The 12,506-nt window shown below is 59.9% G+C and carries 13 protein-coding genes; 5 read left to right on the top strand and 8 right to left on the bottom strand.

Features of this window, described 5'->3' with window-relative positions; all coding sequences use genetic code 11:
- Window positions 1-44: 44 nt before the first annotated feature.
- Window positions 45-236 (top strand): DUF1289 domain-containing protein, encoded by a 192-nt coding sequence (locus JN524_RS11060; RefSeq protein WP_007919669.1) that lies wholly within the window; start codon window positions 45-47, stop codon window positions 234-236.
- A 142-nt stretch (window positions 237-378) separates the two neighbouring features.
- Complete coding sequence (gene rluB, locus JN524_RS11055; RefSeq protein ID WP_202369360.1) at window positions 379-1,593, top strand: 23S rRNA pseudouridine(2605) synthase RluB; 1,215 nt, start codon at window positions 379-381, stop codon at window positions 1,591-1,593.
- A 218-nt stretch (window positions 1,594-1,811) separates the two neighbouring features.
- Here rluB and JN524_RS11050 read toward each other — a convergent pair whose 3' ends face one another.
- Window positions 1,812-2,777, bottom strand: a complete 966-nt coding sequence (locus JN524_RS11050; RefSeq protein ID WP_202369359.1) for a leucyl aminopeptidase — start codon at window positions 2,775-2,777, stop codon at window positions 1,812-1,814.
- A gap of 71 nt (window positions 2,778-2,848) precedes the next feature.
- Entirely contained in the window at window positions 2,849-2,986 is a 138-nt protein-coding gene (locus JN524_RS11045) for a hypothetical protein (RefSeq protein WP_003222780.1), read from the bottom strand.
- An 893-nt stretch (window positions 2,987-3,879) separates the two neighbouring features.
- Here JN524_RS11045 and JN524_RS11040 point away from each other — a divergent pair.
- Together JN524_RS11040 and arfB are read left to right on the top strand one after the other, a co-directional pair.
- On the top strand, window positions 3,880-5,298 hold the full coding sequence (locus JN524_RS11040; protein WP_202369358.1) for an amino acid permease: 1,419 nt from the start codon (window positions 3,880-3,882) through the stop codon (window positions 5,296-5,298).
- Window positions 5,299-5,480: 182 nt separating this feature from the next.
- Entirely contained in the window at window positions 5,481-5,894 is a 414-nt protein-coding gene (gene arfB, locus JN524_RS11035) for an alternative ribosome rescue aminoacyl-tRNA hydrolase ArfB (RefSeq protein WP_095050152.1), read from the top strand.
- Here the strand turns inward: arfB and JN524_RS11030 are convergent.
- The 6 genes from JN524_RS11030 to phhA form a co-directional block, all read right to left on the bottom strand.
- Window positions 5,891-7,078 (bottom strand): MFS transporter, encoded by a 1,188-nt coding sequence (locus tag JN524_RS11030; protein ID WP_202369357.1) that lies wholly within the window; start codon window positions 7,076-7,078, stop codon window positions 5,891-5,893. The two genes, arfB and JN524_RS11030, sit on opposite strands and share 4 nt — an antisense overlap.
- Before the next feature lie 115 nt (window positions 7,079-7,193).
- Window positions 7,194-7,376, bottom strand: coding sequence for a hypothetical protein (locus JN524_RS11025; protein WP_003222790.1), 183 nt, complete (start codon window positions 7,374-7,376; stop codon window positions 7,194-7,196).
- A 70-nt stretch (window positions 7,377-7,446) separates the two neighbouring features.
- The gene (locus JN524_RS27325; RefSeq protein WP_272929678.1) at window positions 7,447-7,578 is read right to left on the bottom strand and encodes a hypothetical protein; all 132 of its coding nucleotides are present in this window, start codon (window positions 7,576-7,578) and stop codon (window positions 7,447-7,449) included.
- 254 nt (window positions 7,579-7,832) lie between these two features.
- Window positions 7,833-9,026 (bottom strand): amino acid aminotransferase, encoded by a 1,194-nt coding sequence (locus JN524_RS11020; RefSeq protein ID WP_202369356.1) that lies wholly within the window; start codon window positions 9,024-9,026, stop codon window positions 7,833-7,835.
- Window positions 9,026-9,382 carry a 4a-hydroxytetrahydrobiopterin dehydratase gene (locus JN524_RS11015; RefSeq protein WP_003222798.1) on the bottom strand — a complete coding sequence of 119 codons (357 nt, stop codon included), beginning with the start codon at window positions 9,380-9,382 and terminating at the stop codon, window positions 9,026-9,028. The genes JN524_RS11020 and JN524_RS11015 overlap by 1 nt, the downstream gene beginning before the upstream one ends.
- Window positions 9,383-9,500: 118 nt before the next feature.
- Window positions 9,501-10,292, bottom strand: coding sequence for a phenylalanine 4-monooxygenase (phhA, locus tag JN524_RS11010; protein ID WP_007965510.1), 792 nt, complete (start codon window positions 10,290-10,292; stop codon window positions 9,501-9,503).
- Between the two features lie 390 nt (window positions 10,293-10,682).
- Between phhA and JN524_RS11005 the strand changes: the two genes are divergently transcribed.
- On the top strand, window positions 10,683-12,245 hold the full coding sequence (locus tag JN524_RS11005; RefSeq protein ID WP_027613959.1) for a sigma-54-dependent phenylalanine hydroxylase transcriptional regulator PhhR: 1,563 nt from the start codon (window positions 10,683-10,685) through the stop codon (window positions 12,243-12,245).
- Window positions 12,246-12,506 lie beyond the last annotated feature (261 nt).

Raw genomic sequence — 12,506 nt, 5'->3', positions numbered from 1 at the left:
GAGCTGCCGAAGGCTGCGATCTTTTGATCTTCAAGGGAGACCACATGAGTTCCACCAAAGACCCGTGCATCAGCCTGTGCAAGTTCACCGACGACATCTGCCTCGGCTGTGGCCGCAGCAAGCGTGAAATCAAGGCCTGGAAGAAACTCGACAAGGACGACAAGCGCACAGTGCTGGCCGAAGCCGCGTTGCGCCTGATCAAACTCGGTGGCGCCGGTCGGCGGAAAAAGAAATAAGTCGCAAACCATCAGCTAGTCTCTGATGCGCGATGGCGCACATCCGCGTATGATTCGCGACCCTTCGGCGATCCCTTCGCCCGAAAACCAGATTCCAATGCTTCAGGCGTCGCCTGAACAGACCACACCGGGAGGTGCCCAGATGAGTGACATCAATCAGCAAGACGACCATGAAATCGGCCCAGCAGGCGAAAAACTGCAGAAAGTCCTCGCCCGTATCGGCGTTGGCTCGCGCCGTGACGTCGAAGCCTGGATCAGCCAGGGCCGGATCAAGGTCAATGGCAAAGACGCCACCCTCGGCCTGCGCGTCGACATGCACGACGCCATCACCATCGATGGCAAGGTGATCAAGCGCGAAGAGGCTGCCGAGTCGGTACGCCGCGTGATCATGTACAACAAGCCCGATGGCGAGATCTGCACCCGTGACGACCCGGAAGGCCGTCCGACCGTGTTCGACAAGCTGCCGCGTCCGAAAGAAGGCCGCTGGATCAACATCGGTCGTCTCGACATCAACACCACTGGTCTGCTGATGTTCACCACCGACGGTGAACTGGCCAACCGTCTGATGCACCCGTCCTACGAGATGGACCGTGAGTACGCCGTGCGTGTACGCGGTGAAGTCGACGACGAAATGATCGAGCGCCTGAAGGCCGGCGTGGTGCTGGAAGACGGCCCGGCGCGTTTCACCGACATTCAACAGGCACCGGGCGGCGAAGGCTTCAACCACTGGTATCACTGCGTGGTGATGGAAGGCCGTAACCGTGAGGTTCGTCGTCTGTGGGAATCCCAGGGTCTGGTGGTCAGCCGTCTGAAGCGCGTGCGTTTCGGTCCGGTGTTCCTCAACTCTGATCTGCCGATGGGCCGCTGGCGCGAAATGAGCCAGTACGAAGTCGACGTGCTGAGTGCTGAAGTCGGCCTGACCCCGGTGGCGATGCCGCAACTCAACGCCAAGAGCAAGGACAAGCTGGAGCGTATGCAGCGCAAATCGTCGCGGCCGATGGCCAAGACCGAGCGCGTGCGTACCCTGCGTCCAGCCGCTGGCGCGCCGACCGGTCCGCGTCCGAGCCGTGAGCCGCAGATCGAAGGCGAGCGTCCGGGTCGCAAGCCGGCTGCACGTCCGGATGGCGAGCGCGCTCCGCGTGGTCGTACCGAGCGTGGCGAAGGTCGTGCGCCGGCCGGTCGTGGTACGCCGGTAGCGGATCGTCCTGCCGACACCACCAACAAGCGTCCGGCCAAGCCTGCACCGAAGCGTCCGGGGATCAAACTGGTCGACGGCGACAAGCCGTCGGGCAAGCGCCGTGGCGCACCGGCCGGTTCCGGCCAGCGTCCGGGTTTCGGGCGCAAGAAGCCGGAATAAGGCAGTGTGAGCTTTGAGCGGCAAGCTTCGAGCTAAAGCAAAAAACGCCAACCGCAGGGTTGGCGTTTTTTTTCGTCTGGATTATTGGCACGCTATTCCTGTAGGAGCTGCGGCACGCTGCGATCTTTTGATCTTCAAAAGCAAGATCAAAAGATCGCAGCCTCGTTTCACTCGACAGCTCCTACAGGGAGCAGTGGCTGCAGAATGGAAATGTCTGCTTAGAAGACAAAACGACCATCAAACACTGGCTTGTCATCCAGCGCCAACACCCCGCCAGAGAAAATCAGGTCCAGGTGATGACTGCCCTTGGCCCCACCGCCGAGGCCCAGATGCAACCCGCAATGCCGTTCTTCGAACCCGGCATTGCGCGCATACAGATCTTTTACCCCTTCGTTGGTGCCAATCCCCAGTTCCTCGATGCGCCGGTTCGACGGGTTGGCGTCCAGATACTTGTTGAAATCATGCTCCAGCCCCGGCACATCGGTGGCGATGCGGCTGATGGTCGAGTTCTCGATCCACAGTTCCAGCGGCGACTCCAGCACGCCGTACTTGCGCGCGAAAGGGATGGTGCTGAGGAACGTGCCCTTGAATTTCACATGGCCGTTGATGGCTTCGCTATGGGTGGCGATTTCACCGGGGGCCAGGTCGAAGTTGCCGACGCCGTTGATGTCGGTCCACTTCTTGATGCTGCTCAGCGGCGTTTCAAACCATGAGCCATGTTCGTCCTTGAAGCTCAGCGTGGTGGCCTGGGACATGCGCTGGATCAGGTGGCTGTTGAGCCCGGCGATGCGCTGCGGGGTGACGCTGAAGGTGTCGTAGAAATAGTCGCCGTAATCCTTGAACAGCAGCGACTTCTTCCAGTTTTCCGCCATCACGCCTTGCAAGGCGCGAACGAACTCCGGGCCGTCGGGGCGCGGGTTGGGCAGGGTGGAAGAGTCGTAGAAGAAAATGTACAGATCGCTATCGGTAATCGCCGCGGTCAGCGTTGCGGTGCTTTCCAAGTCCAGGCGTCTGGCGCTGAAGGTGAAGCGGGGATGATCGCCGGCCTGTTCGGCGATGGCACCGGTCAGGGCTTCGTAATCGGCGGTGTGGCCGAGCAGTACCTTCGCCGAATCGAGACCGGCAAGGGCAGGGTGATGTTCGAGGTAGTAAAGGAAATGCGAGATCGCGCGGGGCTTATCCATGAGTCCTCCCTGACTGACCGTGAAGAAAGCGGCAGGCACGACCGGCCGGATCGTGCCTGCCCGGGGATGTCTTACAGAGGCCACATCGCCGTGCCGAACGGAACCACCGCGTCGGCTTGCATCATTTCCACGGCGGCCTCATGGGTTGGTGCTTCAAACCATTCGTCCAGTTGCAGTTCGGTATCCAAGTCTTTTTCCAGTGCTTGCATGGTCGATCTCCTAGATGACTTTCGCGGTTATGACTGGCCGGTCGAGTTGGCCGGCAAGACGTGAAGAACCTAGTTCAGGGTGTTTTGTAATGCAAAAAATTATTTATTTAAAATTTAAATAAACTTTTTATTCTGTTTTCAAGCGGCGATTTTCTTATTTGAAAACAAAAAACTAAGCGGCAACTTTCGTTAGCAAGCTTGCTACCGTCAATTTGCAGACGTCCTACAGAATTTTCCGAAATGGAAAATCTGCGTTACGCCTCGTAAAGAAAAGTTTACGAAAACACCGGTAAAGCCCAGTGGATTTACCCCTCTGCCGAGGCTGTAAGGAAAACCTGCCGAAGCCCGGCTGCAAAGGCGTCGCGCAGGGCTCTGGCGCGCTTGTTTCAGCGCTGTTTGCAGGGTGAGATGCGCCTCATGCCTGTCGTGCAGGCGCATAACAAGAAGGAGGCGCAATGAACGCCGAGATTGATCTTCACTTCTCTCCGTGGGGCGGTTTTCCGCTCGTCCCCGTCGATGGCCTGCAAAGGCCTGACTCAATTTTTGCAGCCGCCCGGGCATCTCGAGGCGGACCCACGCAATCCCGGCAAGCGCCACGCTGATCCAGCGGGGTCTGGCAGCAGGGGGTTGGCGGTGTACAATGCGCCGCGTTTTAACTGTGACCCTCTGCGTAATCGCGTAAACCTCAAGGTTATCCGCCTTGTTCACTCCGCCGCGTCACAAGCGTGTCGGGTTCGATTTCGTCACAGATAAAAACAAACAGGTGACGCATGACCGTTGTAAAAAAGCTGAATTCCTGGTGCTTGCGCTGGGGTTTGATCGAGGTTGTCTGAAATCGCAACCTTGCAGCAACGTCTACTGAACATCATCAAACCTTGCGTGGGACCTTTTTCATGAGTGGACAAAACTCGCAATCAGGCGAGCTGAAACGCGGCCTGAAAAATCGCCATATTCAACTGATCGCCCTCGGTGGCGCGATCGGTACCGGATTGTTCCTCGGCTCGGCCGGGGTCCTGAAATCCGCCGGCCCGTCGATGATCCTCGGCTACGCCATCTGCGGCTTCATCGCCTTCATGATCATGCGCCAGCTCGGCGAGATGATCGTCGAAGAGCCGGTGGCCGGTTCCTTCAGCCATTTCGCGCACAAGTACTGGGGCGGTTTTGCCGGTTTCCTGTCGGGCTGGAACTGCTGGATTCTGTACATTCTGGTGGGCATGTCGGAGCTGACCGCGGTCGGCAAGTACATCCACTACTGGGCGCCGGACATCCCGACCTGGGTCACCGCTGCAGCGTTCTTCGTGCTGATCAACGCGATCAACCTGGCCAACGTCAAAGTCTTCGGGGAGGCCGAATTCTGGTTCGCGATCATCAAGGTCGTGGCGATCGTCGGCATGATCGCGCTGGGCAGCTACCTGCTGGTCAGCGGCCATGGCGGCCCACAGGCCTCGGTCAGCAACCTGTGGTCGCACGGCGGGTTCTTCCCCAACGGCGTCAGCGGTCTGGTGATGGCGATGGCGATCATCATGTTCTCCTTCGGTGGCCTGGAAATGCTCGGTTTCACTGCAGCCGAAGCCGACAAGCCGAAAACCGTGATCCCGAAAGCGATCAACCAGGTGATCTACCGCATCCTGATTTTCTACATCGGCGCCCTGGTGATCCTGCTGTCGCTGACCCCATGGGACAGCCTGCTGGCAACCCTCAACGCGTCCGGCGATTCGTACAGCGGCAGTCCGTTCGTGCAGGTGTTCTCGATGCTCGGCAGCAACATCGCCGCGCACATCCTCAACTTCGTGGTCCTGACCGCGGCGCTGTCGGTGTACAACAGCGGCACCTACTGCAACAGCCGCATGCTGCTGGGCATGGCCGAACAGGGCGATGCGCCGAAAGGTCTGGCGAAGATCGACAAGCGCGGCGTGCCGGTGCGTTCGATCCTGGCTTCCGCAGCGGTGACGCTGGTAGCGGTGCTGCTCAATTACCTGATCCCGCAGCAGGCGCTGGAATTGCTGATGTCGCTGGTGGTTGCGACCCTGGTGATCAACTGGGCGATGATCAGCTTCTCGCACTTCAAGTTCCGCCAGCACATGAACAGGACGCAGCAGACGCCGCTGTTCAAGGCGCTGTGGTATCCGTACGGCAACTATGTCTGCCTGGCGTTCGTGGTGTTCATCCTTGGCGTGATGCTGCTGATCCCGGGCATCCAGATCTCGGTGTACGCGATTCCGGTGTGGGTCGTGTTCATGTGGGTCTGCTACGTGATCAAGAACAAGCGTGGGGCGCAGCAGGCGCTGCATGCGGCAAGTGCTTCGAAGTAAGCGCTGAGGCAAAAACGACAAACCCGGCCAATGTGCCGGGTTTTTTATTGCCCCTGTAGGAGCTGCCGAAGGCTGCGATCTTTTGATCTGTTTTAGAGATCAAGATCAAAAGATCGCAGCCTTCGGCAGCTCCTACAGGGTTGATGGCGTATCCTGCTGCTTCTGATTACGGACGCTTTTCCATGCTGGTGATTTCCAACAACGTGCATCTGCCGGATGCCGAGATCGAATTGACGGCCATCCGTGCGCAAGGCGCCGGCGGGCAGAACGTCAACAAGGTCTCCAGCGCCGTGCACCTGCGCTTCGACATACCGGCCTCGTCCTTGCCCGAGTTCTACAAGGAGCGGCTGCTGGCGCTGCGTGACAGTCGCATCACCAGCGATGGCGTGCTGATCATCAAGGCTCAGCAATACCGCACGCAGGAAGCCAATCGCGCCGATGCGCTGGAGCGTCTGGTCGAGCTGATCCTCAGCGCCACCAAGGTTGAAAAGAAACGTCGCCCGACCAAGCCGACCCTCGGCTCGAAGAAGCGCCGGCTCGAATCCAAGACCAAGCGCGGCAGCATCAAGGCCGGGCGCGGCAAAGTGGATTTCTAGTCTTCGCGGTACTTCGCCGTGTGCTTGTAAAGGTACAGGCTCAGCGCCAGGCCGCTGAGCGAGGCGAGGGCGGCGAACAGGAAGATCGAAGCAAAACCGAAACCCGCCGCAATCGCCCCGGCCAACGGTCCGGTGATCCCCAGCGACAAGTCGATGAACAATGAATAGGCGCCGACCGCCGCGCCACGGCTGGAGGCTGGCACCAGGTTTACCGCTTCCACGCCCAGCGCCGGGAACACCAGCGAGAAGCCGAAACCGCTGAGTGCCGCCCCGGCCAGCGCCCAATGTGCGTCGGGTGCCAGCCACAACAGCAACAGGCCCAGAGTTTCCACCGACAGGCAGGCAATCGCCACGCGAAAGCCGCCGAGACGGTTGATCAGGTTGCCGAACAGCAGGCGTGCGCCGATGAAGCTGGCGCCGAACAGGCTCAGGCACAGCACCGCGTTGTCCCAATGCCGGGTGGCGTAATACAGGGTGATGAAGGTGGCGATGGTGCCGAAACCGATCGAGCCCAGGGCCAGGCCGCAGCCGTGGGGGAACACGCGACCTAGCACATGCATGAATGGCAGGCGCTCACCGGCGACAATCGGTGCCGCGGTTTTTGGCCACGCCAGCAGCAGACCTAGCGCTGCCAGCAGAATGATGCTGACGCCCATGCTCCACAATCCCAGCTGGCCGACCAGCCAGACCCCGAACGGCGCGCCGACCGCGAGCGCGCCGTAACTGGCGATGCCGTTCCAAGAGATGACTTTGGCGGTGTTCGCCGCGCCAACGCGGCCGATGCCCCAGCCGATCGACCCGGAGCCGACCAGGCTTTCCGCGCTGCCCAACACCAGACGGCCGATCAACAGGCTGATCAGGCTGAGCATCGGCAGGTTCGGTGTCCAGGCCGAAATCAACATGAACACACCACTCAAGCCGCAACCGGCCAGACCGATCATCACCGCGCGCTTGCTGCCCTGGTTGTCGATGATCTTGCCGGCGTACGGGCGGCTGAGCAGGGTGGCGAGGTATTGCACGCTGATCACCAGCCCGGCGATCACCGCGCCAAAGCCAAGGTCGCTGTGGACGTAACCTGGCAGTACCGCGAGCGGAATGCCGATGTTCAGGTAGCCGATAAAGGTGAAGAGGACGATGGAAACGACTTGCAGCGTGACTGCCAGGGGGCGTTGGGGTTGTGACATAGAGGGCGACATGGGGAACGATCCACGGCAAAGCAGGATTAGATAGGCTGCTTATGATACCGGCGCGAACGAGTCTGGGGCGGGGAAAAGTAAAACTATTTGCCGGAGGGTGGAATCACGGTTTGGCCGGGGCGACCAGTTGCGTGGTGACGAGTGCGGCAAGGGCATTTTCTTCGCTGCCGAAACGGGCGAGCAGGGCGGCCTGTTTTTCCGGGGAGAGACGGTTCCAGATCTCGATCATTTTCTCGGTGGCGCCGATCAGGACGGCAGCTTGGCTTTCAGAGAATTCGTCGGTCATGGCGGGCTCGGTTTCAGGCAGTGTGGAAAGCGCATCTTAGCGCTTTCCACACGGTCTGTACGGCGGGGTTTTACTCTTCGTTGTCGGCCTGGCGGCTCTCAACGGCTTCTTTCGGCTCGGGCTGCTGGGCGCCGGCTTGTTGCGTGGTCGTCTGCTCAGTTTCGTGCAGGCTTGGGAAGGGGAGATTAGGAATCTCGTGCATGGTTGCGCTCCTCGCTAAGTCTGTTGATAGATCTGGTAGATCCGCGCTTCTTGAAAGCCTGCGCAGGATACAGCAGGAAAAATGACAATCAGACTTTTAATTGAAAATAATGCGACAGATGGCCGCAGGGGGGGATCACCGCGAAACAAATGTAGGAGCTGCCGAAGGCTGCGATCTTTTGACTTTGCTTGTAAAAACAAGATCAAAAGATCGCAGCCTTCGGCAGCTCCTACAGGGGTATTGCGGTGTCTGGACTATTTGCTGACGCTGGCGATGGCTTCGGCCAGCAGTGCCAGGCGCGTGGCGTCGATCCCGGCAACGTTGGCCCGGCCCGAGCTGACCATGTACACGCTGTGCTGCTCACGCAGTTGTTTGACCTGATCCGGTGACAGCCCGGTGTAGGAGAACATCCCGCGTTGCACGCCAATGTGCGCAAAGCGCTCGCGCAGACCGTGCGGCTCCAGTGCTTCGACCAGACCACTGCGCAACTGGGCGATGCGCAAGCGCATGGCTTCCACTTCATCGGCCCAGCGCGCTTTCAGCTCCGGGTCGGCGAGGATGGTCGCAACCACGGCCGCGCCGTGATCCGGTGGCGTCGACCACAGGTTACGGGCGATGTTGGCCAGTTGGCTGCGGATGTCGATCAGCTTGTCGGCGGTTTTCGCGCAGACGATCAGCGCGCCAGTGCGGTCGCGGTACAGGCCGAAGTTCTTTGAGCAGGAACTGGTAATCAGCAGCTCGGGCACTTCGGCGGCGAACAGTCGGGTCGACCATGCGTCCTGCTCCAACCCATCGCCAAAGCCTTGGTAGGCAAAGTCGATCAGCGGCAGCAGGTCACGGCGGCGCACGACGTCGAGCACGCGCTGCCAGTCGTCATGGTTCAGGTCGAAACCGGTCGGGTTGTGGCAGCAGGCATGCAGCAGCACCACGTCGCCGTGCGGCACTTCGTTAAGCACGGCGAGCATCGCATCGACGTCGAGGCGGTTGTCGCTGCCCACGTACGGGTAGTGACTGACCTTGACCCCGGCCGCGGCGAAAATCGTCTCGTGGATCGGCCAGGTCGGGTTGCTCAGCCACACGCCTTTGCCCGGCAGGCACTGGGCGATGAAGTCGGCCGCCAGGCGCAGGGCACCGGTGCCACCCGGAGTCTGGGTGGCGCCGGCGCGCTGCTCGGCGATCAGCTTCGAGTCGGCGCCGAGCACCAGCTCATTGATGACCTTGCCGAACAATGGATTGCCGTGACCGCCGATGTAGGTCTTGGTGTCCTGGCTTTCGACCAGTCGCGCCTCGGCGATTTTCACCGCTTCGGGGATCGGCGTCAGGCCCTGGGCATCCTTGTAGACGCCAACGCCCAAGTCGAATTTGCGCGGGTTGGTGTCCTGCGCATAGGCCTCCATCAAACCGAGGATCGGGTCGCCGGGTACCCGGCCGATGGCGTCAAAGTGCATTACTTGCGTCCTTCTGCGGTCTTGGCCACTTCGTCAGTGCGCGCAGCCATGATGAAGTCGTTGCGGTGCAGGCCTTTGATCGAGTGGCTCCACCAGGTCACGGTGACTTTGCCCCACTCGGTCAGCAGACCCGGGTGGTGACCTTCGGCCTCGGAGATCTCGCCGACGGCGTTGGTGAAGGCCAGTGCGTGTTTGAAGTTCTTGAACAGGAAGACTTTCTCCAGCTGCATGATGCTGTCGCGTACTTCGATGTTCCAGTCAGGGATCTGCTTGATCAGGATCGGCAGTTCTTCGTCGCTGACTTGAGGCGCATCGGCGCGGCAGGCTTCGCAGTGGGCTTGGTTCAAAGTGGACATGGTGTGATTCCTGAAATCGAGTGTGTTTTTTTTATAGAAGCTATCGGCCCGTCAATGCCGTCACGCTAAACCAAAGTGGCGGCGACTGACAGACTCAATTGTCAGCAAAAGTCGCGGATCACGCGGCTTTTGGTTTTGGCGGAAACTTCGGCGCGTGCAACCCCAGCTGCATGCCTTGGCGAACCATGGCCATGATGTCTTCATGGGCGACATCGAACAGGCGCTTGAGGTTCGGCAGGACAAAGTACAGCGGCTGCAGGATGTCGATGCGATACGGTGTGCGCATGGCTTCCAGCGGATCGAAGGCCTGATGCTCGGGTTCGTCCGACAGCGAGTAAACGGTCTCCTTCGGCGAGGACAGGATGCCGCCGCCGTAGATGCGTTTGCCTTGCGGGGTATCGACCAGACCGAACTCGATGGTCATCCAGTACAGGCGCGCTAGGTACACGCGCTCTTCCTTGGTGGCCTGCAGGCCGAGCTTGCCGTAGGTGTGAGTGAATTCGGCGAACCACGGGTTGGTCAGCAGCGGGCAGTGGCCGAAAATCTCGTGGAAAATGTCCGGCTCTTGCAGGTAGTCCAGTTCTTCGCGGGTACGAATGAACGTGGCCACCGGAAACTGTTTGCTGGCGAGCAATTCGAAAAAGGTCTGGAAGGGGATCAGTGCCGGGACGCGGGCAACCTGCCAACCGGTGGTCTCACCGAGCACCTTGTTGATCTCGCCCAGCTGCGGAATGCGGTCGTGGGGCAGACCGAGTTTTTCGATACCGTCCAGGTATTCCTGGCACGCGCGACCCTCGATCACTTTCAGCTGGCGGGTGATCAGCGTGTTCCACACCGCATGTTCTTCGGCGGGGTAGTCGATAAAACCTTGCGCATCGGGCTCTCGGGCCACGTATTGCGTCTGCTTCATACTGCTCTCCTGCTAGGGGAATTCGTTCTTGTTATGTCCAGCGATGGACTGAGGATTACCCGAGAGTGGGGTGGGATGCAGCAGATTGGACGCGTTCCTTATAGGAACAATCGCCATATTTCGTAAAAAAATCGTTACGCTTTGGCCAGTATCTCGCGTTTGCGGTGATTTGCAGGTTTGAAAAGGGTCGTGGCTGTCACATAATCTTGACAACTATCTGCGCGCCTCGACAGAAAAGTGGGTTCCGGGCGCACCGCAATACCCTGTGGGAGCGAGCTTGCTCGCGAAAGCGGTAGGTCTGACACATCAATGTCGGGTGTGCTGACGCATTCGCGAGCAAGCTCGCTCCCACAGGAATTGTGTTCAATCCCAATTTCTCGAGTCATTCATATGCGTATCAAAGTCCACTGCCAGAACCGCATCGGCATCCTGCGCGACATCCTCAACCTGTTGGTGGAGTACGGGATCAACGTGGCGCGCGGCGAGGTCGGTGGTGAGCACGGCAATGCGATCTACCTGCACTGCCCGAACCTCATCAACATCCAGTTCCAGGCGCTGCGGCCGAAGTTCGAGGCGATTGCCGGGGTGTTTGGCGTCAAGCGCGTCGGGCTGATGCCCAGCGAGCGTCGGCACATGGAGTTGAACGCGTTGCTCGGTGCGCTGGAATTTCCGGTGCTGTCGATCGATATGGGCGGCTCGATCGTTGCTGCCAATCGCGCGGCGGCGCAGTTGCTCGGAGTGCGGGTGGATGAGGTGCCGGGGATTCCGCTGTCGCGCTATGCCGAGGATTTCGACCTGCCGGAACTGGTGCGCGCCAACAAGTCGCGAATCAACGGCATGCGCGTCAAGGTCAAGGGCGACATCTTTCTCGCCGATATCGCGCCGCTGCAATCAGAGCACGACGACAGCGAAGCCATGGCCGGTGCGGTACTGACCTTGCACCGCGCCGACCGCGTTGGTGAGCGCATCTATAACGTGCGTAAACAGGAACTACGTGGCTTCGACAGTATTTTTCAGAGCTCGAAAGTGATGGCCGCTGTCGTGCGTGAAGCGCGGCGCATGGCGCCGCTGGATGCGCCGTTATTGATCGAGGGCGAAACCGGCACCGGCAAAGAATTGCTCGCCCGCGCCTGTCACCTCGCCAGTCCGCGTGGGCAGTCGCCGTTGATGGCGCTCAACTGTGCGGGGCTGCCGGAGTCGATGGCCGAGACCGAACTGTTCGGCTACGGCCCCGGCGCGTTCGAAGGTGCGCGCGCCGAAGGCAAGCTTGGTCTGCTGGAACTGACGGCGGGCGGTACGCTGTTTCTCGATGGCGTCGGCGAAATGAGCCCGCGCTTGCAGGTGAAGTTGCTGCGCTTTCTGCAGGACGGCTGCTTCCGCCGGGTCGGCAGCGATGAAGAGGTGTATCTGGATGTGCGGGTGATCTGCGCCACTCAGGTCGACTTGTCCGAGCTGTGCGCGCGCGGAGAGTTTCGTCAGGATCTGTATCACCGCTTGAACGTGCTGTCGCTGCACATCCCGCCGCTGCGCGAATGCCTCGACGGTTTGACCCCGCTGGTCGAGCACTTCCTCGATCAGGCCAGCCGCCAGATCGGTTGCTCGCTGCCGAAACTGGCGCCGGCGGCGATGGATCGCCTCAGTCATTATCACTGGCCGGGCAACGTGCGGCAGCTGGAGAACGTGCTGTTCCAGGCGGTTTCACTGTGCGAGGGCGGCACAGTCAAGGTCGAGCACATCCGCCTGCCGGATTACGGCGTGCGTCAGCCGCTTGGCGATTTCTCGCTGGAGGGTGGGCTGGACGAGATCGTCGGACGCTTTGAAAAAGCGGTGCTGGAGAGACTGTATTCCGAGCATCCGAGCAGTCGGCAATTGGGCAAGCGGTTAGGGGTTTCGCACACCACCATTGCCAACAAGCTCCGTGAGTATGAGGTCGGTAAAGACCCCGAGAGTTGACAGCAACACTGTGGTGAGAAGAGCTTTTGTGGTGAGGGGATTTATCCCCGATGGGTGGCGAAGCCGCCCCGATACCGATGAACACGATTCACCTGATCCATCGCATTGGATGGTTTTGGGGCTGCTGCGCAGCCCATCGGGGATAAATCCCCTCACCACAAGGTTCTTTTTCCATCTGCAAAAATCGGTATTGCCGCCAAGCGGCATAACACCGCCGGTTTTTCGACTTCGATACATTTCAAATTTCCCCGCAAAACCCCG

Source organism: Pseudomonas sp. MWU318, assembly GCF_016756945.1.
Taxonomy (GTDB): Bacteria; Pseudomonadota; Gammaproteobacteria; order Pseudomonadales; family Pseudomonadaceae; genus Aquipseudomonas; species Aquipseudomonas putida_A.
The sequence above is the reverse complement of the archived record's forward strand: the minus strand, read 5'-3'. Positions and strand labels throughout refer to the sequence as shown.